At 68.8% G+C, this 22,845-nt stretch carries 24 protein-coding genes and 2 pseudogenes; 15 read left to right on the forward strand and 11 right to left on the reverse strand.

The annotated features are described in order from the left end of the window. Positions 1-80 precede the first annotated feature (80 nt). From ABFT43_RS15585 to ABFT43_RS15610, 6 genes and pseudogenes are all read right to left on the reverse strand, one after another. Positions 81-749 (reverse strand): annotated as a pseudogene (locus ABFT43_RS15585) (ABC transporter permease); the annotation flags it as partial. Further along, positions 746-1,921 (reverse strand): ABC transporter ATP-binding protein, encoded by a 1,176-nt coding sequence (locus ABFT43_RS15590; protein ID WP_347961259.1) that lies wholly within the window; start codon positions 1,919-1,921, stop codon positions 746-748. The gene ABFT43_RS15590 and the pseudogene ABFT43_RS15585, both read right to left, overlap by 4 nt. 1 nt (position 1,922) lies before the next feature. Next, positions 1,923-2,729: an SDR family NAD(P)-dependent oxidoreductase gene (locus tag ABFT43_RS15595; protein WP_006901064.1), complete on the reverse strand. Its 807-nt coding sequence runs from the start codon at positions 2,727-2,729 to the stop codon at positions 1,923-1,925. Continuing rightward, positions 2,726-3,757 carry an ABC transporter substrate-binding protein gene (locus ABFT43_RS15600; RefSeq protein ID WP_347961486.1) on the reverse strand — a complete coding sequence of 344 codons (1,032 nt, stop codon included), beginning with the start codon at positions 3,755-3,757 and terminating at the stop codon, positions 2,726-2,728. The genes ABFT43_RS15595 and ABFT43_RS15600 overlap by 4 nt, the downstream gene beginning before the upstream one ends. Positions 3,758-4,076: 319 nt before the next feature. Then, positions 4,077-4,448 carry a hypothetical protein gene (locus ABFT43_RS15605; protein WP_006901062.1) on the reverse strand — a complete coding sequence of 124 codons (372 nt, stop codon included), beginning with the start codon at positions 4,446-4,448 and terminating at the stop codon, positions 4,077-4,079. Then, positions 4,445-4,810, reverse strand: coding sequence for a nuclear transport factor 2 family protein (locus ABFT43_RS15610; RefSeq protein WP_131734659.1), 366 nt, complete (start codon positions 4,808-4,810; stop codon positions 4,445-4,447). Before ABFT43_RS15610 ends, ABFT43_RS15605 begins: the two co-directional genes overlap by 4 nt. A 112-nt stretch (positions 4,811-4,922) precedes the next feature. Between ABFT43_RS15610 and ABFT43_RS15615 the strand changes: the two genes are divergently transcribed. From ABFT43_RS15615 to ABFT43_RS15680, 14 genes and pseudogenes are all read left to right on the forward strand, one after another. Then, entirely contained in the window at positions 4,923-5,711 is a 789-nt protein-coding gene (locus tag ABFT43_RS15615; protein WP_006901060.1) for an enoyl-CoA hydratase/isomerase family protein, read from the forward strand. Positions 5,712-5,767: 56 nt separating this feature from the next. Beyond that, entirely contained in the window at positions 5,768-6,178 is a 411-nt protein-coding gene (locus tag ABFT43_RS15620) for a Zn-ribbon domain-containing OB-fold protein (RefSeq protein WP_006901059.1), read from the forward strand. Then, positions 6,175-7,326, forward strand: a complete 1,152-nt coding sequence (locus tag ABFT43_RS15625; protein WP_131734658.1) for a thiolase family protein — start codon at positions 6,175-6,177, stop codon at positions 7,324-7,326. The genes ABFT43_RS15620 and ABFT43_RS15625 overlap by 4 nt, the downstream gene beginning before the upstream one ends. A 28-nt stretch (positions 7,327-7,354) precedes the next feature. Beyond that, a complete protein-coding gene (locus ABFT43_RS15630) occupies positions 7,355-8,560 on the forward strand; it encodes an acyl-CoA dehydrogenase family protein (RefSeq protein WP_006901057.1) in 1,206 nt (401 codons plus the stop codon). Next, positions 8,557-9,546 (forward strand): phosphotransferase family protein, encoded by a 990-nt coding sequence (locus ABFT43_RS15635; protein ID WP_347961260.1) that lies wholly within the window; start codon positions 8,557-8,559, stop codon positions 9,544-9,546. The genes ABFT43_RS15630 and ABFT43_RS15635 overlap by 4 nt, the downstream gene beginning before the upstream one ends. A 41-nt stretch (positions 9,547-9,587) precedes the next feature. Beyond that, a complete protein-coding gene (locus ABFT43_RS15640; protein ID WP_131734657.1) occupies positions 9,588-10,790 on the forward strand; it encodes an acyl-CoA dehydrogenase family protein in 1,203 nt (400 codons plus the stop codon). After that, entirely contained in the window at positions 10,787-11,542 is a 756-nt protein-coding gene (locus tag ABFT43_RS15645; RefSeq protein WP_131734656.1) for an SDR family NAD(P)-dependent oxidoreductase, read from the forward strand. The genes ABFT43_RS15640 and ABFT43_RS15645 overlap by 4 nt, the downstream gene beginning before the upstream one ends. Before the next feature lie 11 nt (positions 11,543-11,553). After that, complete coding sequence (locus ABFT43_RS15650; RefSeq protein ID WP_347961261.1) at positions 11,554-12,363, forward strand: SDR family NAD(P)-dependent oxidoreductase; 810 nt, start codon at positions 11,554-11,556, stop codon at positions 12,361-12,363. A gap of 49 nt (positions 12,364-12,412) precedes the next feature. Next, on the forward strand, positions 12,413-13,912 hold the full coding sequence (locus ABFT43_RS15655; RefSeq protein ID WP_006901052.1) for a class I adenylate-forming enzyme family protein: 1,500 nt from the start codon (positions 12,413-12,415) through the stop codon (positions 13,910-13,912). Positions 13,913-13,936: 24 nt separating this feature from the next. Beyond that, the gene (locus ABFT43_RS15660) at positions 13,937-14,272 is read left to right on the forward strand and encodes an EthD domain-containing protein (protein WP_006901051.1); all 336 of its coding nucleotides are present in this window, start codon (positions 13,937-13,939) and stop codon (positions 14,270-14,272) included. A gap of 11 nt (positions 14,273-14,283) precedes the next feature. After that, positions 14,284-15,336 (forward strand): MBL fold metallo-hydrolase, encoded by a 1,053-nt coding sequence (locus tag ABFT43_RS15665; RefSeq protein WP_347961262.1) that lies wholly within the window; start codon positions 14,284-14,286, stop codon positions 15,334-15,336. Continuing rightward, positions 15,333-15,590: pseudogene (locus ABFT43_RS15670) on the forward strand (NADP-dependent oxidoreductase); the annotation flags it as partial. The gene ABFT43_RS15665 and the pseudogene ABFT43_RS15670, both read left to right, overlap by 4 nt. 268 nt (positions 15,591-15,858) lie before the next feature. Next, positions 15,859-16,038, forward strand: coding sequence for a hypothetical protein (locus tag ABFT43_RS15675; RefSeq protein ID WP_347961507.1), 180 nt, complete (start codon positions 15,859-15,861; stop codon positions 16,036-16,038). A 2-nt stretch (positions 16,039-16,040) separates the two neighbouring features. Beyond that, positions 16,041-17,090: an NAD(P)-dependent alcohol dehydrogenase gene (locus ABFT43_RS15680; protein WP_347961487.1), complete on the forward strand. Its 1,050-nt coding sequence runs from the start codon at positions 16,041-16,043 to the stop codon at positions 17,088-17,090. Between the two features lie 135 nt (positions 17,091-17,225). On the opposite strand, the gene ABFT43_RS15685 is transcribed toward ABFT43_RS15680, so the two are convergent. Further along, positions 17,226-18,572 carry an FAD-dependent oxidoreductase gene (locus ABFT43_RS15685; RefSeq protein ID WP_347961263.1) on the reverse strand — a complete coding sequence of 449 codons (1,347 nt, stop codon included), beginning with the start codon at positions 18,570-18,572 and terminating at the stop codon, positions 17,226-17,228. 185 nt (positions 18,573-18,757) lie between these two features. Between ABFT43_RS15685 and ABFT43_RS15690 the strand changes: the two genes are divergently transcribed. Then, positions 18,758-19,714: an adenylate/guanylate cyclase domain-containing protein gene (locus tag ABFT43_RS15690; RefSeq protein ID WP_347961264.1), complete on the forward strand. Its 957-nt coding sequence runs from the start codon at positions 18,758-18,760 to the stop codon at positions 19,712-19,714. Between the two features lie 64 nt (positions 19,715-19,778). Here ABFT43_RS15690 and ABFT43_RS15695 read toward each other — a convergent pair whose 3' ends face one another. Genes ABFT43_RS15695 through ABFT43_RS15710 form a run of 4 tightly spaced genes read right to left on the reverse strand, consistent with a single transcriptional unit; the run spans position 19,779 to position 22,823 of the window. Continuing rightward, positions 19,779-20,873 (reverse strand): sulfate/molybdate ABC transporter ATP-binding protein, encoded by a 1,095-nt coding sequence (locus ABFT43_RS15695; protein ID WP_347961265.1) that lies wholly within the window; start codon positions 20,871-20,873, stop codon positions 19,779-19,781. Next, entirely contained in the window at positions 20,870-21,688 is an 819-nt protein-coding gene (locus tag ABFT43_RS15700; protein WP_347961266.1) for an ABC transporter permease, read from the reverse strand. The genes ABFT43_RS15695 and ABFT43_RS15700 overlap by 4 nt, the downstream gene beginning before the upstream one ends. Further along, the gene (modA, locus tag ABFT43_RS15705; protein ID WP_347961267.1) at positions 21,685-22,425 is read right to left on the reverse strand and encodes a molybdate ABC transporter substrate-binding protein; all 741 of its coding nucleotides are present in this window, start codon (positions 22,423-22,425) and stop codon (positions 21,685-21,687) included. The genes ABFT43_RS15700 and modA overlap by 4 nt, the downstream gene beginning before the upstream one ends. Then, positions 22,422-22,823, reverse strand: coding sequence for a TOBE domain-containing protein (locus ABFT43_RS15710; protein ID WP_347961268.1), 402 nt, complete (start codon positions 22,821-22,823; stop codon positions 22,422-22,424). The genes modA and ABFT43_RS15710 overlap by 4 nt, the downstream gene beginning before the upstream one ends. Positions 22,824-22,845 lie beyond the last annotated feature (22 nt).

Here is a 22,845-nt window from a genome sequence, read left to right on the forward strand (position 1 = left end):
AACAGGCCGCCGCTGAACCCGTGGCCAAACAACATCAAATCGCCTAGCATTCACCATGACTCGTTGATCACCACGCGTGAACCCACGCCGACCCAAAGTCCACCACCCCACGGGACACTGTCCAGCACGATCCGGAAGAAGACGCCGACGGTCGAGGAGCCGCTGGTCTGCGCCGCCTCGAGGTGCTCGGAGCTGATGTTCTCCATGCCCGCACTCACGAACAGGTAGACGAAGGACGTCAGGCCGAACCCGGTCAGGATGATGATCCACGGCACGGTGTAGACGTCGATCGGGCCGCTGTCGCTGCCACTCCACCACGGGAGCTTGCGGAGCAGCACATTGAGGTATCCGGGCCCCGGGGAGAGCAGGAACGCCCAGCCCACGATGTTGGCGACGGCCGGCATCACGATCGGCAGGATCGGGATCATCCGCAGGAAGCCCATGCCCGCGGGGAGCCGGCTGGCGGCGAACGCCAGGAGCGTGCCCAGCACCATGGCGATGACCAGTGAACCGACGGCGAGAGCGACCGTGGTCCAGATCGTCTCCGCGATGTCGAAGCGCCCGTACTCGCTTCGGTAGCCCTGGGCACCGTCCTCGAAGGCCAGTGCCTGGAGTCGCACCATCGGCAGCACGACCAGGTAGGCCAGGATCGCGAGGAGCGCGGTGTAACCGATTCGGGTACGCCATTGGGCAGGGATCGACAGCGACCTGGGGGCGGCGATCCCGGTGGCGGGAACCGTGGCCGTCATGATGCCAGCTGCGCCGGGGCGGGCGCGGTCTTGGCGACCTGCGAAACGGTGTCGATCGCCGCGTCGGGACGGTCGGGGTACACGCGAAGCGCCGACGGGTCGAAGCTCACCGTTACCTGGTCGCCGGGCGTGCTCTTCTTCAGCGTGTGCGCGTGCTCGGAGGCCGGGGCTCGGAGCAGGAGGGTGTCCTCACCGGTGCGCACGGTCACGTCGTAGTAGCGTCCGCCGTACTCGTAGTCGACCAGCTCGGCGTGGAGCACGACGTTGCCGGCCGGCGCATCTGCGGGAGAGGCGTGCAGCAGCAGGTCGTCGGGGCGCAGGCGGGCCGCCGCCTCGGTCCCGTCGTCGGGGACGCCGCGGACCACCGCGCGCGACAGATCGACCGCATCCCCCTTGGTGGTCTCCCAACCGCCGAACACGCGACGCAGTTCGATCCGGTTCGACATGCCGATGAACGCGGCGACGTACTCCGAGACCGGGTTCTCGAAGACATGTTCCGGCTCGTCGTACTGCTCGATCTTGCCGGCCTTCATGATGGCGATCCGGTCGCCGAGGGCGAACGCCTCCGACTGATCGTGCGTGACGAAGACGGCCGTGAACCCGAGCTGCTGATGCAGCTGGTGGATCTGGGAGCGAACCTGATCACGCAGGCGCGCATCGAGATTCGACAACGGCTCGTCGAAGAGAACCAGATCCGGACGTGACACGAGGCCGCGCGCGACCGCGACGCGCTGCTGCTGGCCGCCGGACAACTGGGACGGGTAGCGATCCAGCAGTCCCTCGCAGTCGACCATCCGTGCGGCCTCCTCGATGGACCCGTCCTTGAGTGCGGCCTTCATCTTGCGGACCTTGAGCGGGTACGCGATGTTCTTGCGGACGGTCATGTGCGGCCACAGCGCGTAGGACTGGAACACCATGCCGATGTTGCGCCGGTGCGAGGGCACATTGACGCCGGTGTCGGCATCGAAGACCAACTCGTCCTTGAACGAGATCGACCCTCCCTGAGGGGTTTCCAGGCCGGCCAGACAACGCAGGGTGGTCGTCTTGCCGCAACCGCTGGGGCCGAGCAGGACGAGGAATTCGCCCTCTTCGATGGGCAGGTCCAGATCGTCGACGACGACATTGTCACCGTACTTCTTGACCAATCCGGACACTGAGAATCGAGATGTCACGTCAGTTCTCCGTGTTCTCTTCGGGGTTGTTCTTGGTGGGGGTGGTCACGCCCGCCCCGGTGCCGCCGTCGACCAGGAGGTCGACGCCGGTGATGTAGCTGCTGCGCGGTTCCGCGAGGAACACGATCACTTCGGCAACTTCTTCCGGGGCGCCCCGGCGCTGCATCGGGATGGTGCGGACGTACTTGGCGACATCGACGTGGTCGAAGTCCGGGACGGCGGTGATCTCGGTGTCGATGCTTCCGGGACACACATCGTTGACCCGAATACCCCTGTGCGCCAACTCTATCGCGGCCACTCTCGTCAGTGCGCGCACCCCGAACTTGGACGCTCCGTAGGCGCCGAGCTCGGCTGTCGCCACGACTCCGCGCAGCGACGAGATGTTGACCACCGCACCGCCGTCGACCATGCGCCGCGCGGCCGTGCGGACACCGAGGAAGGTTCCCACGAGGTTGAGGTCGACCATCCGCCGGAACCCCTCGAGCGAGGTGTCGGCGAGCGGGGCGCGGATGGCTGCGCCGGCCGAGTTGACCATCACCTGCAGCGGGTGGCCCTCGGCCTCCATCTCGTCGACGACCTTCTCCCAGGCCTGTTCGTCCCGGACGTCGAGGACCTTGAATCGTTCGGCGGCACCGTATTCCGCAGCGGCGGCCCGACCCCGCTCGACGTCGACATCGGTGGGGTACACGACGGCGCCCCGTGCGGCGAACGCGGCAGCGGTGGCGGCGCCGATGCCCTTGGCCGCGCCGGTGATCAGAACCGCGGCGCCCTCGAGATCGAGAATCCGGTTGTCCTGCGTCCCGCTCACTGGAAGTCCTCCGCCCAGCTCTGGGAGAACTCCCGCACCTTGTCCGGCGTGAGATCCGTGGTGTCCGGCGTCGCAACCTCCTGCGCACGGGCCACCGCGCCCGGGATGTCGGGGAGCACTGCGGCGTATCCGGGGTTGAGTGCGGTCTGGCCCGCGCGGGTGACCATGAAGTTCACCAGCACCTGTGCCGCATTCGGGTTCGGAGCGGCCGAGAGGGCACTGGTGTACCAGGGCGTGCCCCACGGCGACCTCGGCAGGGCCCATCCCACGGGAGCACCGGCGGCCTCCTCGGTCACAAGGGGCTGGACCGTGGGCGTCACCCAGATCTCCCCGGAGGTCAACGCCTGCGCCACACCGAGGGAGCTCGGGTACACACGCGGCGACAACGCCGCGATCTTCTTCCAGTAGTCCTCGCCGTAGGTCTTCGCGTAGTACCGGTACATGTCCACATACGACGCGATGCCGGTGGGATTGACGATGCCGATCTTGCCGCGATACGCGGGGTCGACGACGTCCTCCGGAGTCGAGAGTCCGGCCGGCACGGCATCGGTGTTCCATCCGAGGCTGTAGACCGCGGCGCTGGTGAGCGCGAACTCGTCGTCGATGACGCTCTTCTGGGGCTCGTACTCCGGGGCGTCGAGCGCGGGGCCCATGAGCGCGGTCGTGTAGGCGCCGGATTCCTCGGCCGCCTTCATCCACGCGGCGTCGGTCTGCATGAGGACGTCGGCGACACCCTTGCCGGTCCGGCTCTCGGCCTCGACCTTCGGGTTGATGTCGGCGTCGGTCCCACGGACGAATTCGAGTGTGATCTCCGGGTATTCGAACTCGAAAGCCTTCTTGAGCGCCTCGAGATTCGCCGGCTTCTGGCTGGAGTAGAGGGTCACCTTGCCCTCGCTCTTGGCAGCCGCGACCACGTCATCCCACGTACCTGCGACCGGGCCACCGGATGAGCCGGTGTCACCGCCGCACGCGGCGAGCATGGTCACGGAGGCAACCGCGGCCGAGATTGCGGCCAGCGCACGGGTCATACCTCTCATACGACATCTACCTTCCGTCTGGGGGTCCGGCGCGCCGATCGCGCGGGGTGTCCGCGGCCGCTCCGGAGAGCTCAGCGGTGGCCGGGGGAACGACCGAACTGAACTGATCTCAGTTCTGGAATTTAGCCGGGGTTCCTAGTGATGTCAATCACGAAATCGAGGCGACTTCGGTTTAGATTCCGGCGTCGATACCGGCAGGTACAGGGCCGGACGACCCGCTGAACGCGCATCGCCGTCACCCGCATATCCGCAGGTGACGGCGATGATTTCACAGATCAGGACCGTCGCGCGCCGACGACCGGGGAGACGATCAGTCGAAGGAGACCTCGGGCGTGCGGGCGATCAGCAAGCGACGCACGAGACCCTTCTCGTCGATCTGGGCGGTGGCGGTGAACGACGCCTCGAAGGCCCCGTCCCTCGTGGTGCGCCCGAGCACCATCTCGCAGCCGCCGGCGGTCACGCCGATGTCGATGTGGTGGACCAGGACGCTCTTCTCCCGCTGTTCGAGATAACCGACCAGCCCCGCGCGGTCACCGATGAACTCGGCCGACTGCCCGGCGCCCTTGGAGAACTGCACCGACATCACGAAGTCGTCGGAGATCATCCCGAGGACGCGATCCGGATCCTCGGAGTCCATGTACTCGAACCACTGGGCGAGGACGGGCGTGGCGGTGGTCGTCATCGATTGTCTCCTTCTACGAGTAGGGCGAAGTCCGGGCTGAAGCTGACCTGGTAGCGATCGACGAGGCCGTCGGCGCCGATGTGCATCGCCCCGACGAAGAAGCCCGTGGTGCGGACGTCCTCCTCGGTCACCGAGCCCTGCGCGAACTCGAGATCACGATCGGAAGCGAGTCGGGTGACGACGTGTTTCCGATTGACCGGCGGGCGATTTCGCAGATACTCGAGCATCTTGTCACGTCCGGATCCGCGGTTCTCCCCGGTCGGGAGGATCATCGCGAACTCGACGTCCGGCGCCAGCATCGCCACCGCCTCGTCGAGCTTCCCGGCGTCGATCGTCGCGTAGTACTTGTCGATCACAGTCATGATTTGAACCTAGTTCAGGATTCATGGCCCGTCGAGTATTGACTTCAGTTCAGGTGGCGGTTAGAACTGAAGTGAATCCAGTTCAACTCGAACACCTCGAAGGAGATTTCCCATGATCGACACCGACCACATCATCCTGGAGAAGGACGGCCCCGTCGCCCGCGTCTGGCTGAACCGCCCGCACAAGAAGAACGCGGTCACCCCGGAGCTGCTGCACCGTCTGGACGAGATCATCGTCGAGGTCGACAACGACCCCGATCTGCTCGTTCTGGTCCTGCGCGGCAAGGGAAATCAGTTCTGCTCGGGCTTCGACCTCGACATCCTGCTGAACGACTTCGTCGGCAGCACCACCGCCATGGACGTCGCCGTCCTGTCGGCCAAGGTCTGTGACCGCCTGTACTCGATGAACACCCCCTCGGTCGCCGTCCTCGAGGACTACGTCACCGCCGGCGGCTTCGAGCTGATGATCTCGTGCGACTTCGCGATCGCCGCCGACGACGCCAAGATCGGCGACTTCCACATCCGTCGCGCCCTCTTCGGCGGCGCCGGCCCGATCTACCGCCTGCCCCGCATGATCGGCATCCGCAAGACCAAGGAGCTCATGCTGACCGGCAAGCTGCTGTCCGGCAAGGAAGCCGCCGAGTGGGATCTGATCAACGCCTCGGCGCCGGCCGACCAGCTCGACCAGCTCGAGGCCGACTTCATCGCCCCGCTCATCGACAAGAGCCCGTTCACCATGAAGCTCACCAAGATGACGATCGACCGCGGCCTCGACGCCGACATCCAGTCGCTGATGGTCATGGAGCACCTGGCCGTGGGCAACGCCCTGCAGTCCGAGGACGCCAAGGAGGGTGTGAACGCCTTCCTGCAGAAGCGCGAGCCGAAGTGGGTCGGCCGCTGATCCACGGCCCACACATCCGCTGAGTGACCCTCGAGAAGAACTGAAAGGGGAGGAACATGACGGTCGACGACAGTCCCGTCCGTGACGACGTCGCGGAGGCCGCAGTGCTCCACGGATCGGAGTGCACGGTGTGTGGCACGATCGGCTTTCCCGCCGGCACGTACTGCACCCGCTGCGCAACTGCGACGGCCCGCCCGCGCGAGCTGAGCACGCACGGCGTCGTCTGGGCGTACACGGTGCAGCGCTTCGCACCCAAGTCGCCGCCGTATGTTCCTCCCCCCGAGGGTTTCTCACCATTCGCGATGGGTTACGTGGAGCTCCCCGAGGGCATCCGCATCGCAGGCATCCTCGAGGCCGACACCCTCGAGGGCCTGCAGGGTGCGCCGGCCACCCTCGTCGCGACGCAACCCGTCCCCCGATTCGTCGTGTTGCCCGAACCCACCTCCGATCAGGGAGACCGAGGATGAGCGAAGACGTATTCATCATCGGCGCCGGACTGTCGAAGTTCGGGCGCCAGAACGGGATCAGCGGACGGCAGATGGCGGTCACCGCCATCCACGCCGCGCTCGCCGACGCCGGAGTCACCTGGCCCGACGTCCAGGTGGCCTTCGGCGGCAGCGACGGCTCCGGACTCGCCGACACCCTCGTGGCCGAACTCGGTTTCACCGGAATCCCGTTCACCAACGTCAAGAACGGCTGCGCCACGGGCGGCAGCGCCCTCGTGTCCGCCGTCAACGCGGTCCGCGCGGGCGCTGCCGACATCGCGCTGGCCGTCGGCTTCGACAAGCACCCCCGCGGCGCCTTCGACCCGCTCCCCGCGGAATGGGGCCTGCCCGAGGGGTACGGCGAGGCCGGCCTCATGGTCACCACCCAGTTCTTCGGGTCCAAGATCTCGCGCTACATGAACATGTACGGGATCTCCCGCGACACGCTGGCCCAGGTCGCCGCCAAGGCCTACCGCAACGGGTCGCTCAACCCCAACGCCTGGCGGCGGGAGCCGATGCCGGCAGAGGTGATCCGCGACGCCGACATGGTCAACGACCCGCTGACCCGGTACATGTTCTGCTCTCCCGGCGAGGGCGGGGCCGCGATCGTGGTGGCGAGCGAGTCGGCCGTACGGCGACTCGGCGGCCGTCCGGTCTCCATCAAGGCGATCAGTCATCGCACCCGGCAGTTCGGCTCGTTCGAGGTCTTCGCCCCCGCGGTCCAGGGGACCGGGGAACCGGTGAGCGTCAGCACCGACGCCGCCCGCGCCGCCTTCGAGCAGGCCGGGATCGAACCGGCCGACGTCGACGTCGCACAGCTCCAGGACACCGAGAGCGGTGCGGAGATCATGCACATGGCCGAGTGCGGATTCTGCGAGCACGGCGAGCAGGAGCAGTGGATCGCCGAGGGGCGCACCGAGATCGACGGCACTCTCCCGGTCAACACCGACGGCGGATGCATCGCCAACGGCGAACCCATCGGCGCCTCCGGCCTGCGCCAGGTCCACGAGATCGTCACCCAGCTGCGCGGCGAGGCCGGCGATCGACAGGTCGACGGGTCGCCGAAGGTCGGATTCACCCATGTGTACGGTGCGCCCGGCATCAGCGCCTGCACCGTTCTCGCCGTCTGAACCCACCACTTCCACCGATCGGATCGAGATGACGACCACACTGCCGGATCTGGCGACCTTCACCGACGACGCGCACAACTGGCTCGCGAGCATGGCACCGCGGCGTACCGATGCCGTGTGGGGCGAGGGCAGCGACTCCGTCGCGGTCTTCGAGAACTGGACTCCCGAACAGGAGCGGGCCCACACCGACGCCATCTCCGCCTACGAGAAGACCAAGTTCGACGCGGGCTGGGGAGCACTCACCTGGCCGGAGGAATACGGCGGGCGCGATCTGCCGATGTCCTACGAACTCGCCTTCCGTGCCGCCGAGGAGTTCTACGAGGTCCCCAAGCGGACCGAGATGTTCTCGGTCACACAGCAACTCGTCGCCCCCACCATCGCCCAGTGGGGGACCCCGGAGCAGAAGGACCGCTTCGTCCGCGCGATGCTGCGCACCGACCTCATCGCCTGCCAGCTCTTCTCCGAGACCGAGGCCGGCTCCGACCTCGCCGCCGTGCGGACGCGGGCGGTGCGCACCGATGACGGCACCTGGCGCATCGACGGCCACAAGGTGTGGACCTCGGGCGCCCTCGTCGCCGACTTCGGCGTGGCCGTCTGCCGCACCGATCCCCAGGCCCCGAAACACAAGGGCCTCACCGTCTTCCTGGTCCCCATGGACGCCGAGGGGGTGACGGTCCGGCCGATCCGGCAGATGACCGGCGGCAGCTCCTTCAACGAGGTCTACCTCGAGGGCGTCGTCCTCGACGACTCGCTCCGGCTCGGGCCGGTCGGCCAGGGCTGGCCGGTGGCGCTGACCGTCCTGGCCGCGGAACGGCTCGACGGTGCCGGCCTGGGCCTGGCCAACGCCGACCAGGCACTGGAACTCGCACGTCACCTGGACCGTGAGCTGACCGATCTGGAGCGGGACAAGGTCGCCGACCTCGCCGCCCGCGCGGCGGTCCAGCGCATCGCGGGCATGCGGGTGGCCCAGGCCATGATCGGCGGGGTGGAACCGGGACCCGAGGCATCGATGGGCAAGCTGCTGGCCGTCGACACCATGGCGCGGACCAGCGAGCTCGTGCGCCTCCTGCTCGGTCGAGACCTCGTGGCGGACAACGGGAGCTGGGGAACCTACGCCTGGACCGAACACGTGCTGGGCGCCCCGGGCTACCGGATCGCCGGCGGCACCGACGAGATCCAGCACAACATCATCGCCGAGCGCGTCCTCGGCCTCCCAAAGGAGCCACGACTGTGACCCCCACCCTGCAGCAGCGCGTCACCGACCGTCTGCGGTCCTCACACGGCCTGACCGTCGACTCGTTCGACGTGCTTCCCGGCGGACACTCCGGCCTGACCTACCGGGTCGGCGCGCACGACGACTCCGGCTCCCGCAGCGAATGGGTCGTGAAAGCGGTTCCGGAGGGCCAGAAGTCGATCGGCCGGCACGACATGCTGCGTCAGGCGACGATCCTCACCGCACTGGCCGACACCGATGTCCCGGTCCCCCGGGTGCTCGAGGTCGACCGCGAGGAGCCCGGCTGGTTCGCCATGGAACTCGTCGCCGGCGAGTCCCTCGAACCGGTCCTCGACGACCCGGCGGTGGCCCCCGACCTCGCCGCCGCCCGTATGCTGCGGGCCGCCGAGATCCTCCCCCGCCTCCACGCGGTCGACCCGCACGCACTCCCCGGGGTCACCGGCGACGTCGCCGGACCGGTCCTGTCCCCCGCCGACGAACTCGCACGATGGGCCAGGACGCTGGGCGCGGTTCCGCCCGAACTCGTCGTCGGCGGGGCCGAACTCCTCGAGGCCCTCTCCGCCTCGTTGCCCGAGCCCATCGAGCCCTGTCTGGTCCACGGCGACTACCGACTGGGCAACATCATCTCCGACGGCGTCGAGCCGGTCGCCCTGATCGACTGGGAGATCTGGAGCATCGGCGACCCCCGCGTCGAACTCGGCTGGTTCCTGGTCTTCGCCGACGGCACCAACTTCCCGGGGGTCGGCCGCGAGGTCCCTTCCCTGCCGACCCCCGAACAGCTCGTCGACGCCTACACCGGCGGCGGTGTCGCCCTGCCTGATCTCACCTGGTTCGACGCGCTCGGCCGGCTGAAGATGGCCGCGATCATGGGCCACAACCTGCGGCGGCACCGCGAGGGACGGCATCACGATCCCGACCAGGAGAAGCTGCCCGCGACCATCGCCCGGCTGATCGAGACCGGCACCGACCTCATGGCGCGCATCTAGGCGCCGAGACACACCCACCATCCGACTCCAGGAGACACCCCGTGGACTTCGCATACTCCGACCGGACGCGCGAGCTCGCCGCCAAGCTCGAGGCGTTCATGGCCGATCACGTCCTTCCCGCCGAGAAGATCTACGACGAGCAGATCGCCGCCAACGAGAACCCTCACGAGCAGCCGCAGGTCATGCGCGACCTGCAGAAGAAGGCCCGCGAGCTCGGGCTGTGGAACCTCTTCATGACCCACGGCGACCTCGGCGCCGGACTCACCAACCTCGAGTACGCCCCGCTCGCCGAGATCGTCGGGCGCTCGATCATCGGCAACGAGGCCATCAACTGCTCGGCCCCCGACACCGGCAACATGGAGATCCTCGCCCTCTACGGCACCGAGAAGCAGAAGGAACAGTGGCTCAAGCCGCTGCTGGACTGCTCGATCCGCTCGGCGTTCGCCATGACCGAGCCCGCGGTCGCGTCGTCGGACGCCACCAACATCACCTCGACCATCCGCCGCGACGGTGACCACTATGTGCTCAACGGCCGCAAGTGGTACACCTCCGGCATCCTCGACCCGGACTGCAAGCTCATCATCTTCATGGGCAAGTCCGATCCGGATGGCCCGACCTACCGCCAGCAGAGCATGATCCTGGTGCCGCGCGACACCCCCGGCATCGAGGTCATCCGCGATCTGCCGATGTTCGGCTTCACCGACCGCCTCGGACACGGCGAGGTCCAGTTCACCGACGTCCGCGTCCCGGTGGAGAACATGCTCGGCGAGGAGGGCGACGGCTTCGCCATCGCGCAGGGCCGCCTCGGGCCGGGCCGCATGCACTACGCGATGCGCGCGGTGGGCATGGCCGAGCGAGCCCTGGACCTCATGTGCCGGCGCGCCCAGGAGCGCGTCGCCTTCGGCGGCCCGCTGGCGAGCCGCGGTGTGGTCCGGGAATGGATCGCACGCAGCCGGATCGAGATCGACCAGATCCGCCTGCTGGTCCTCTACGCGTCCTGGCTGATGGACACCCAGGGCAACGCGGCGGCGCGCTCCGAGGTCGCGGCGATCAAGGTCTCGGCCATGGAGGTCGCGCACAAGGTCGTCGACCGGGCGGTGCAGACCTTCGGCGCCGCCGGTGTCAGCAACGACACCGTCCTGGCCCGGCTCCACGCGTTGACCCGCGCCCTGCAGATCGCCGACGGACCGAACGAGGTCCACCTCCGCACCATCGCCCGACTGGAAGTGAAGAAGCACGCATGAGCACCGAACTGAACGGAAAGGTCGCCCTCGTCACCGGCGCGAGCCGAGGACTGGGCCTGGCCATCGCCCGCGGCCTCAAGGAGGCCGGTGCGACGGTGATCGTGGCCAGTCGCAAGCTCGACGCCTGCGAGAAGGCCGTCGCGTCGCTGGCCGATGTCCCGGCCGGCCAGGCCCATCCGCTGGCGCTGCACGTCGGCCGCTGGGACGATCTGGAACCGGCCGTCGACGGCATCATCGAGCGCCACGGAAGCCTCGACATCCTGGTGAACAACGCCGGGATCGCGCCTCTGGAGAAGAACCTGGTGTCGGTCTCGGAGGCGCTGTGGGACAAGACCATCGAGGTCAACGTCAAGGGGCCGTTCCGGCTCATGGCGGTCGCCGGCGACCGGATGCGCGCAGCCGGCGGCGGCTCGATCATCAACATCTCCAGCATCGGCGCGCTGCGTCCGAGTCCCGCCGAGGCCATGTACGCCGCGGCCAAGAGCGGACTCAACGCCCTCACCCAGGCCTTCGCCCAGGAGTACGCCCCGACCGTTCGCGTCAACTGCGTGATGCCCGGCAGCTTCGCGACCGACATGGCGGAGAATTGGGACGAGGAGTTCATCGGGCTGGTCACCAACCGCCTGCCCGCCGGACGACTCGGCCGGCCCGAGGAGATCGCCGGGATCGTCACCCATCTGGCGAGCGACGCCGCCGGTTACACGACCGGTGCCCTGATCCCCGTCGACGGCGGCCGGACCGCGGTCTACTGAGGAGACACACCATGACAGTCGACACCTTCGAGCAGCCGGCCGGTTCCCCGGCCGCCCTCTTCGGACTCTCCGGCAAGACCGCGATCGTGACCGGCGCATCGTCCGGTCTCGGACTGGGCTTCGCGGCGACCCTCGCGAGTGCGGGGGCCACGGTGTACGCGGCCGCCCGCCGACTCGATCGCCTGCAGGAACTCGCGGACAAGTACCCCGGTGTGGTCCCGTTCCGCTGCGACGTGACCGACGACGCCGATCGTCGGGCTCTCGTCGACGACGCCTTCGAGAAGACGGGCCGCGTCGACGTCCTGGTGAACAACGCCGGGATGGCGGGCCCGCCGCACGCCGAGCAGGAGACCCACGAGGGTTTCACCCGCATCCTCGACCTGAACCTGCTGGCCGGATTCCACCTGTCCACCTACGTCGTCACCCGCCTGACCGAGAGCGCCGACGAGACCGACCCGGTCAACGCGTCGATCATCAACATCGCGTCGGTCATCGGCCTGGTCTCGACCGCCCCGATCGGCGGCGCCTCCTACGCCGCCTCGAAGGCCGGGACCCTCGGGATGACCCGCGAACTCGCCGGCCAGTGGGGCCGGCGCGGCATCCGCGTGAACGCCGTGGTCCCCGGTTGGTTCGACACCGAGATGACCGACGGACTCTTCACCAACGAGAAGTCGGCCGGATGGGTCCGGCGCAACACCATGCTCGGACGAGGCGGTCGCGAGGGCGAGGTCGACGGCGCCGTGCTGTTCCTCGCCTCCGACGCGTCGTCCTATGTCACCGGTCAGGCGCTCGTCGTCGACGGGGGCTGGACCGCGCGATGAGCGGAGCACGTCACCCCCACCAAGTCGTAACGTCCCGGAGTGATGCGAAATGAGAAAACTGGCAACCGAGTTGCTCGATCGCGCGGCGCGCACGCCCGACGCGATCGCCGTCGTCGATCAGTACGGTGAGCACGACCTCGACACCGTCGTGTCGACGGCCCGTCGTCTCGCCGACGCCATCGCCGCCCACAGCGATGCCGCGCCCACGGTGATCGTCCAGGCCGACAACACCTGGCTGACACTGGCCGGCGCGCTCGCCACCGGCCTGCGGGGCGGCGTCGTCGCGGTGCTGAGCCCGCATGCGACCGCATCCGAGTTCGACCTCGCCATCGAGGACATCGCACCCGACGTGGTCATCGCCTCCGACGAGGTCCTCGACCACTGGGGCGCCACCGACGGCCGGTTCGGCCACCGCCTGCTCGACGGGGAGCGCACCGTCCTCGCCGCGGACTCCTTCCGCCCGATCGACCGCTGGGCCGGCGGCGCGGCGATCGCCATGACCTCCGGCTCCACCGGTCGCCCCAAGTGCGTCGTGCAGTCCGAGGAGTCGATCCGCTACGCGGCCCAGTCGACCATCGACATCGTCGGACTCCGGCAGGGTGAGGCGGTGGGCGCGTTCGTCCCGCTGTCCTCGGTGGCCGCCTTCTGCTTCGGCCTCTACCTGCCCGCCTACCTCGGCGGCCGCATGGTCTGCATCGAACGGTGGTCGCCGCCGGCCGCCCTGGCGGCGATGCGCGACCACGAGGTCGCGTGGACCATGCTCGTCCCCACCATGGCGCTCCAGCTCTCCATCGCCGACGGCGCGGAGAAGAAGCTGCCGTCGCTGCGCGCCATGACGGTCGGCGGCGGTCCGATGAACGCCCGCGCCCTCGGCGAGGCCGAAGAGACCCTCGGCACCACGTTCCTGCGCGTCTTCGGGATGTCGGAGTGCCTCGGCCACACCAGCCCCGCGCTGACCGACCCGCCGGAACTGCGACTCGGCCGTGACGGAAAGCCGTTCCCCGGCACCGTCGTCCGCGCCGTCGACGCCGCCGGGGCCCCGCTCCCGCCCGGGGAGATCGGCGACGCCCAGGTGCGAGGCCCGTCGCTGTTCGTGGGCTATGCCCGCGGCGGCGTCCCCCAGCCCCCGGAGCTGACCGAGGACGGGTTCCTGCCGACCGGCGACCTCGTCGAGGTCGGCGAGGACGGATTCATCCAGGTCATGGGCCGCCAGAAGCAGATCATCATCCGCGGCGGACGCAACATCGACATCAACGAGGTCGAGAGCGCGATCGCCGGGCTGCCCGGAGTGGTCCAGGTGTGCGTCGTGCCCGTCCCCGACGACCTGCTCGGCGAGCGCGCCGCGGCCCTCGTCGTCGCGGGCGACGCAGAGGTCACGCTCGAGTCGATCACGTCCCAGCTCGACCAGGCGGGATTCCCCAAGTTCAAATGGCCGGAATACGTCTTCTCGGTCGAGGACCTGCCCCAGAACCGCGTCGGCAAGCTGTCCCGGCCGGATGCCATCTCGCTGGCCAGCCGCCTCGCCGGCCGTGTACGCGAAAACGCCTGAGAACCAACGACACGAGGAAACGACATGTTCAATCTGATGGTGCTCGCCTCCCGACCGAGCGACTGGACCCACGAGCAGTTCATCGAGTGGTGGCGTGGCCCGCACGCCGAGGTCACCTACCCGCTTCCCGGCCTCCTGCGCTGGCAGCACACCGAGATCGTGGACAGCTTCGACGAGAAGTCGGCAGGCTGGGACGGATTGTCCGTCCTGAGTTTCGAGTCGCGTGAGGCGCTCGAGGCCGCGCTGCGGAGCCCGGAGTGGCAGAAGGCGGTCGAACACGTCGGCTCGATGCGCGGGCGCCGGATGATCTGGTACGGCGACGAGAAGACGATGGTGCCGCTGACCGTGCCCACGCCGTGAAACCCCCTGCGGTGAACGACTCGACCGTGGACCCCGCGCCCGCGAACCGTTCGGCCTGGCTCGAGCCGGGATGCCACCCCGTCGCCGACGAGGTGTTCCGCATCCCGCTCGAGCTGCCCCAGGACGGTTTGCGGGCGGTGAACGTCTATGTCCTCGAAACGGATTCGGGCATCGCACTGATCGACGGCGGATGGCACCGTCCGGACACGCACGCGGCGATGGCCACCGCCCTCTCGTCGATCGGAAGGCGTCCGGAGGAGATCACCGACGTCTTCGTCACGCACATCCACCGCGATCACTACACCTTCGCCGTGGAGCTGCGGCGCCGGTACGGATGCGCGATCCACCTGGGTGCCGGCGAGGCCCACGGACTGTCCGAGATCCGCCGCATCAACTGCAACGTGCCGGAGGAGTCCCTCATCCAGGCCCGCCGCTCCGGCGCCCACGAACTCGCCGACGAGGTCTACCGCGCCACCGTCGACGAACCCTTCGACGCCAGCGACTGGGAGGACCCCGACACCTGGCTCCACGCCGGTCCGCTCCCCCTTGCCGGGCGGCATGTCGAGGCGGTGGACACTCCGGGGCACACCAAGGGCCACATCGTGTTCCATGATCACGACACCGGCCTGTCGTTCACCGGCGACCACATCCTGCCCACCATCACGCCGTCGATCGGCTTCGAGCTCGGCACCTGGGATCTGCCTCTCGCCAAGTTCCTGGCCTCGCTCGAGCTCGTGGCCGACGACCCCACCCCGCGCACGATCGCGCCGGCACACGGCAACGTCGGCGGTTCGGTCCGGGAGCGGGCGCGGGCGCTCCTGGACCACCACGACCGGAGGTTCGCGCAGGTCCTCACGGTGATCGCCGAGGCACGCGAGCCGCTGTCGGGGCACCAGGTCGCCGAGCGACTCCTCTGGACCCGCCACGACCGGCCGTTCGCCACTCTCGACACCTTCAATCAGCTGATCGCCGTCTGCGAGACGATGGCGCATCTCGATGTGCTCGTCGCCGACGGCCGCCTCGCCGCCCGCACCGTCGACGGGGTGGACCTCTTCTCCGGATGACCTCCACCACGCGCGTCCTGACACTCGCGCGCAGGCCCGAACGCGCACTGCGAGCGGATGATCTGACCATCACCGAGGTCGCGATCCCGTCGTTGCGCCCCGGGGAGGTCCTGGTGCGCAACACCTGGCTGGCGGTGGACCCCTCGGTCCGAATCCGGCTCGGCGAGACCACCCCGGCCGGCCATCTCCCGCCGTTCGCAGTCGGTGAACCCCTCGCCGGCCTGGTGCTCGGGGTGGTCGCCGGTTCTCGCGCACCGGGATTCGAGCCCGAACGGTGTGTCTCCCACATGCACGGCTTCCGCGAGCACGCCGTCGATGGCCCGCCCCTGGGCGGATACGGCGGTCTCGCGGTCGTGGACACCGACGGCCACCCACCGCAGTGGTTTCTCGGCCCGCTGGGCAGCTCCGGGTTGACCGCGTACGCGGGCGTCCGCGCGATCCTCGATGTCAACCCCTCCGACACGGATGGGTCTCGGCGGCCGCGGGGGCGGTCGGCGGGCTCGTACAACGACCGTCCCCGACATGTTGCGCGAGATCGGCGATCACCTCGCACATGGCCGAATCAGGCACGTGGAGACCGTGTTCGACGGACTCGACGCTGCCCCGGAGGCACTGGTCGCTGCCCCGGAGGCACTCGTCGCCACGCTCGGCGGATGGACGACGGGAAAGACACTGGTACGTCTCGAAGAGAACAGGAGTTGACCATGTTGGCCGTACAACTCGTCGAGTGGGGCCGCCCACCGGTGGTCCGCGAGATCCCCGACCCGGAACCGACCGGTGGTGAACTCGTCATCGACGTGGACGCCGCCGGGCTGTGCCTGTCCGACCTGCACGTCATGGACACCCCGTCCGGGGTGTTCGATTATCCGCTGCCGCTGACCCTCGGGCACGAGGTGGCCGGCACGGTGAGCGCGGCCGGCCCGGGCGCTGATGCCTCATGGATCGGGAAAACCGTGGTGGTGCACGGGATCTGGTCGTGCGGAACGTGCCGCAACTGTGCCCGCGGGCGGCAGAACCACTGCCTGGCGCTGGCGCGCGAGCCGGGCGGTCTGCACCCGCGGATCGGAAACGGACTCGGTCACCCCGGCGGTCTCGCCGAGCGCCTGCTGGTCCCGTCGGCGGACGTCCTGGTCGCGACCGACGGCCTCGACCCGACGGTCGCGGCGCCTCTTGCGGACGCGGGATTGACCGCTTACCACGCGATCTCGTCGAACTCCGATCTGATCGACCCCGCGACGGTCGCGGTGGTCATCGGGGTCGGCGGCCTCGGACACATGGCCATCCAGATCCTGCGCGCGAAGGGCGTGGGGACCGTGTTCGCGGTCGACAACCGCGAACAGGCGCGCTCTTTGGCGATCTCCCTGTCCGCCGACGCCGCGTACGCATCGGTCGACGAGGCGGCGGCCGACATCCGCGCCCGCGGCGGCGCCGACATCGTCCTCGACTTCGCCGGCGCCCAGTCGACGGTCGAGCCCGCCTCGACCGTCCTCGGCCCGGGAGGCCGATTGGTGATCGTGGGCACGGCCGGCGGGCGCGTGACCGTTGGCAAGGATCTCGGGCTCGCGTCGGGGTGGCAGGTCAGCGCCCCGTTCTGGGGCACCCGTGCCGATCTCGCCGAGGTGGTGGCGCTGGCCGCCACCGGCGCACTCACCGCCGAGACCGTGGCATTCGACCTGAACGAGGCGCCCACCGCCTACGAACGGCTGCGGCGAGGCGAGCTGCCCGGCCGTGCGGTGGTCCTGCCCCGTCGCTGACCGGGCGCGAGCGCCGTTTCCCTCGCCCCGGACCGCAACGGGTCACCGCACCCGCCGACAACAGAACGTACGCGCCTGAGGGCCCCGACCGATCGGTCGGGGCCCTCTGGCGCGTCGGTCAGACCGTCGGGTTCGTCATCGCACCGACAGCGCCGCGGACGCGGTGTCGGCGGCGGTGAGCCCGAAGGTCAGCGCGGTGGCCAGGCCACCGCCGTAGGCGCGGTACCAGAGTCCGCCGGTGTCCGACCCCGCCGCGAGCAGGCCCGGAATCCGCCGGCCGGCCTCGTCCAGGACACGTGCCCGGTTGTCGATGAGGATGCCGTAGAACGGGAAGGTGACGGCCGGGACGGTCTCGATGATGTAGTAGGGCGGCTCGTCGAGCGGCAGCGGATCGAGGGTGTGCCCGGGCGTGGCCCTGTTCTCGCGGATCGCCTCGTTGTACTCGGCGATCCCGGCGGCGATGGCCTTGCCGTCGTAGCCCCATTCTTCCGGCAGGTACTCGAACTCCTCCAGGGACTCGGCCATGCCGACGCGCCCGCCGCGCTTGGCGGTGATCCCGAACTTGTCCGGTGCGATGGCCCCTTCGACATACGGCGCGGTCATCCAGTCGCGGTACACGCGGGCGTCGGCCACCAGCAGGCCGCGTGCCTCGGGCTGCTCGAGGAGCTCGATGGTGTTCAGGTGATCGCCGAGCGTCTCGTCGACGAAGCGCTTGTTCTCCAGGTTGAACAGCAGGCAGTGCTCGCTGTAGTACAGCGCCAGCTCGACGAAGTCGTCCTCGCCCAGCTTGATGCCGCTGGGGATGAGGTGCCCGTAGAAGCCCGCGTTCTCCTTGCCGAAGGCCGCGCCCACCTCGCGCGCGAGCCGATGACCGCCGCCCGCGCTGTGCGGATTGGAGCGCAGTTCGATGTCACGGGCCGCCGGATGCAGGTGACGGGCGCGCAGTTCCGGGTCGGCCTGGAAACCACCGGTTGCGATGACGGTGAAGGCGGCGCGGATCTCATGCGTGGCACCGTCCGCCGAGGCGACCACGGCACCGACGACCTCCCCGTCCTCGACGATGAGCCGCTGGGTCTCGGTGTTCAGGAGGAGCTCGTTCCCGTTCTCGGTCAGCTTCTTCCGGCACAGCTCGAGGTAGTGGTTGGTGTCGAAGCGGTACCCAGCGCCGTAGGGCAGGATCGGTTGGCGCTCACCCACGTCCGCACCGAATTCACGCAGCCATTCGACGGCCCCGGGGAAGTTGTCCACGAGGTGCCGGCGCAGCTCGTCGTCACCGCCGGGATTGTGCTCGTCCATGGCCTCGTGACTCGGCATCGACCACACGTATCCGGCGTGACGCGCCGAACCGCCGATGTCACCGGACAGCTCGACGGTGCAGACCCGGAGACCGGCCTGGGCCGCGCGAACACCGACCGTGCAACCTGCCATGCCGGCTCCGATGACGAGCAGGTCGTATCGATTGTCGGGCACGCCAACCTCCATCCAATTTCCTGAACTGATCTCAGTTTATGTTTAGGCCGTCCCGCTTGTGATGTCAACAACAGCAGACGCGCGGACGTGACCAGCCATCGTGGTCGGCCCGCCGGTCACCGCGTGTCGCCCCGCAGGAGCAGGCACCCCACCCCGAACCCGCACACCCGCCACCAAGGTGCGGGACACTGGACCACATGTCGGAAGACCCAGCGTCGCGTACCGAGGACCGTCCACGGACGGTCGGGGACGCGAACCAACCCCGCTACACCCGCGACGAACTGATCGCACAACTCGGAATCGACCCGAAGTTCGCCGAGAAGGCCTGGAACGCCTTCGGATTCGTGCGCCGATCGACGGACGACAAAGTCGCCTCCGAGAACGACCTCAACGCACTCCGGATGTTCGCCGCCTCGTCGGAGTCGATGCCCGAGTCCACGCAGATCGCGATGGCACACGCGATCGGCCAGACCATGTCCCGGCTCGCGGACTGGGAGGCCGATCAACTCCGCGACATCGCCGACGATCCGGACGTCCCATGGACGGCCGAGCAGATGAGCGCCGCACTCGGCCAGGTCCAGCAGTTGATCTGGCGTCGTCACATGGCGATGGCCCTCGAACGCCACCGGGAGCACGCGACCGACGAGGAGGTCGACCTGGTGGTCGGGTTCGCCGACATCGTCGGTTACACGAGCCTGTCGCGGCGCATCGACCTGCACGACCTCGAAGAATTGCTCGGATCGTTCGAGGACGACACCTTCGACGTCGTCGTGGACCATGGCGGTCGGGTGATCAAGACCCTCGGCGACGCGGTGATGTTCACCTTCGAGAATGCGCACGACGCCGCAGAGGCCGCGATCCGCATCCACGAGCTGTCCGAAAACGACCATCTGCCCCCGCTACGGGTCGGCCTCGCCCGCGGCCCGGTCCTGCAGCGCCTCGGCGACGTCTTCGGCGAGCCGGTCAACATCGCGTCGCGACTCGCCGGCTCCGCGCGACCGGGGACCACCCTCGTCGACGACACGATCGCCGACGAGATCGGCGCGGACGACCGCTTCTACCTGAAATCGATGCCGACGCTGCGGGTTCGGGGCTACAAGTACCTCAAGGCGCGCGTCCTGGAGCCGCACAGGAGGGGGCCGTTGGCCGACTGACCGGCAGAGGTCGCGTTCCGGGCAGGCGTGCAGGCCGGCATCCAGAGCAGGGGCGGTGAACACGTCACCGCTGCACCACCCGACTCACCCGCACCTCGCTCGCCTTGACCACGAGCACCACTTCGAGCCCGGCGACCAGTCCCAGATCCGCGACCGCCGCCCAGGTCACCTCGGCGGCAACGGTTTGTCCGCCGACCTCGGTGTGCACCAGCGCATGATCGCCGCGCAGGACCACGTCACGCACCGTCGCCCGCAGGACGGTGCGCGGACTTCCATGTGGCGCTTGGAGATACACCGCAACCGCCCGCGGAGAGAACGTGGCCGCGGCCGGCGCCCCGCGCGCCGGACCGCCTGCGGGTTCGCCCTCCCCCGCCGTCCCGACAACCTGATTCCCCGCATCGTCGACGACGGTGTTCGGCTCCCCGATCGTCCCCACGAACAGGTTGAGCCCCGACAACGACGCCGTGAACCTCGACCCCGGATTGGTCAACACCGCTTGTGTGGGACCGGATTCGACGATCCGCCCCTGATCCAGGACGACGATGTCCTCGGCGAGCCCGAGCGCGTCCACCGGGTCGTGGGTGACCATGATCGTCGTTCGGACGTGGTCTGCGAGCAGTCCCCGCAGCAAAGCCCGCAGCCTGCTGGCCACGTCGACATCCAGCGCGCGGAACGGCTCGTCCAGCAACAGGATTCGCGGTTCGGCGGCCAGGGCCCGTGCGATCGCCACCCGCTGTGCCTGGCCGCCGGACAATTGATCGGGCTTCCGGTCCGCCAGATCCGCGACCTCGGTCGCCTCCAGCCACCTCGACACCCGCGCACGGACCTGCGACCTCGAGAGGCCCTGTGCCGCCGGCGCGAACGCCACGTTGTCCGCGACGCTCAGATGCGGGAACAGTCGCGCGTCCTGAAGCAACAGTGCGACGCCGCGGCGATGCGGCGGCACGAAGACACCATGATCACGGAGCACCTCGGCCCCGAGCAGGATGCGGCTCGGATCGTCGCCTCTGATCAGGCCCGCGATCACCCGCAACAGCGTCGACTTGCCGGCACCGTTCGGCCCGACGACCGCAGTGGTCCGCCCCGCTTCGAACCGATGCTCGACCTGCAGCGACGGCACCGCCTGCTCGATGAGGACATCCAGGGCCGCGCTGCTCACAGCGCTCCCGGGCCGCTGCGGCGCCGACGGCTGTGCACGCCCACCACGACGACGAGCGAGATGACGACGAGTATGAGCGACAACGGAACCGCGGCCTGCGGATCGTCGATCGCCGCCACATAGATCGCCAGGGGCGCGGTCTGGGTGACCCCGGGCGCGTTGCCCGCGAAGGTGATCGTCGCACCGAACTCCCCGAGCGCGCGGGCGAAGGCAAGCACCAGCCCGGCGAGCAGCGACGGAAAGACAAGGGGCAGCGTCACCTTCCACAGCGTCCGACTCGGCCCCGCGCCGAGCGTGGCCGCGACCTCCTCGTAGCGGGTGCCGATCACGCGCACCGCACCCTCGACGCTGATGACCAGGAACGGCAACGCCACGAAGGTCTGTGCGAGGACGACGGCCGTCGTGGTGAAGGCGATGTCGACACCCGCGTCGTGCAGGCGCTCACCGATGATGCCGAGCCGGCCGAAGGTGTAGAGCAGTGCGAGGCCGCCGACGACCGGCGGCAACACCAACGGAAGCAACACGAGCGCCCGCAACACCCTGACGAGCGGCCCGTCGTGCCGGGCGAAGATCACCGCCATCGGGACACCGAGCACCAGGCACAACGCCGTGCTCGAGGCCGCGGTCAGCAGCGAGAGCCGCAATGCATCAAGCGACGACGGGGACGTGACCTGCTCGACGAAGGTCTCCCACGGTGTCCGGACGACGAGCGCCAGCGGTGGGAGCACGATCAATCCGACACCGAAAACCGCGATGGCGTACGTCCAGGCAGGCAATGCCGCCGAATCGCGACGCCCGATCCCCAGGGAGGTCACGGCGCCCCGAATCCGGCTTCGCGCAGGATCTTCTGGCCGTCCAGGCCGAGGACCATCGCGACGAACTCCTCGCCGAGCGCCGCCTCGGCGGAGGCTTCCAGTGTCGCGATGGGGTAGGAGTTGACCACCGCGGCGAAAGCGGGATCGGTCACCGTCGAGACCTCGTCCCCGGCGGCCTTCGCGTCGGTGACGTACACGACCCCGGCATCGGCCTGTCCGGTGGCGACCTTGGTCAACACGGCGCTCACCGACTGCTCCTCCGACGCCGCGTCGATCGTGATCCCGGTGTTCTGCTCGACGACCTCCGTCGCCGCGCCGCACGGTTGCGCGGACTGGCAGAAGACGGTCGTGACATCCGGCTTGTTCAGATCGGCGAAAGAGTTGACGTTCTTCGGGTTTCCGGGGGCCGTCACGATCACGAGCGTGTTGGTGGCGAAGGTCTTCGGATCGATGGCCAGCTCACCGAGTTTCGTCATGCTCTGCTCGTCGGCGCCGGCGAAGACGTCGGCGGGAGCACCCTGCAGGATCCGGTTGGCCAGGGTCGACGATCCGTCGAACGAGAGCCGCACCGTGACCCCCTCGTGCTGTCTGGCGAACTCGTCGGCGATGGCGGTGAAGCCCTTCTTCAGCGACGCCGCGGCCGACACATCCAGCGTCACGGAGTCGGGTGCTCCCGGAGATGCACATCCCGCGGTGAGCAACACCCCGGCGACCGCGAGCGCCGCGAGCCCCCTCATCGCCTCTCCGTGTTCGTCTCGACGATCACGTTCGTCGACTTCACGATCGCCGTCGCCACCGAGCCCGGTTCGAGCTGCAGCTCCCGCGCCGACCGCGCGCTCATCAGCGACGTGACCTCGAACGGCCCGCACTGCAGCGTCACCTGGGCCATCACGCCGTCGACCAGCACCTCGGTGACCAGTCCGGTGAATCGATTGCGCGCCGACCTCGCGACAGGCGCGCCGTCATCCGGGGCGGCCGCCCGTTCCCGAGCCAGTTCGGCGAGCCGTGCGCCGTCGACCGTCGCCACCGGGCCGTCGTCGGACTGTTCGAGGATTCCCGAGGCGACCCATCGCCGGATGGTGTCGTCACTGACGCCGAGAAGCGTCGCGGCGTCCTTGATGCGTATCGCGGTCATTCACCGATCTTATCCGCGTCTG

Source organism: Gordonia aurantiaca (assembly GCF_039939235.1).
GTDB lineage: Bacteria > Actinomycetota > Actinomycetes > Mycobacteriales > Mycobacteriaceae > Gordonia.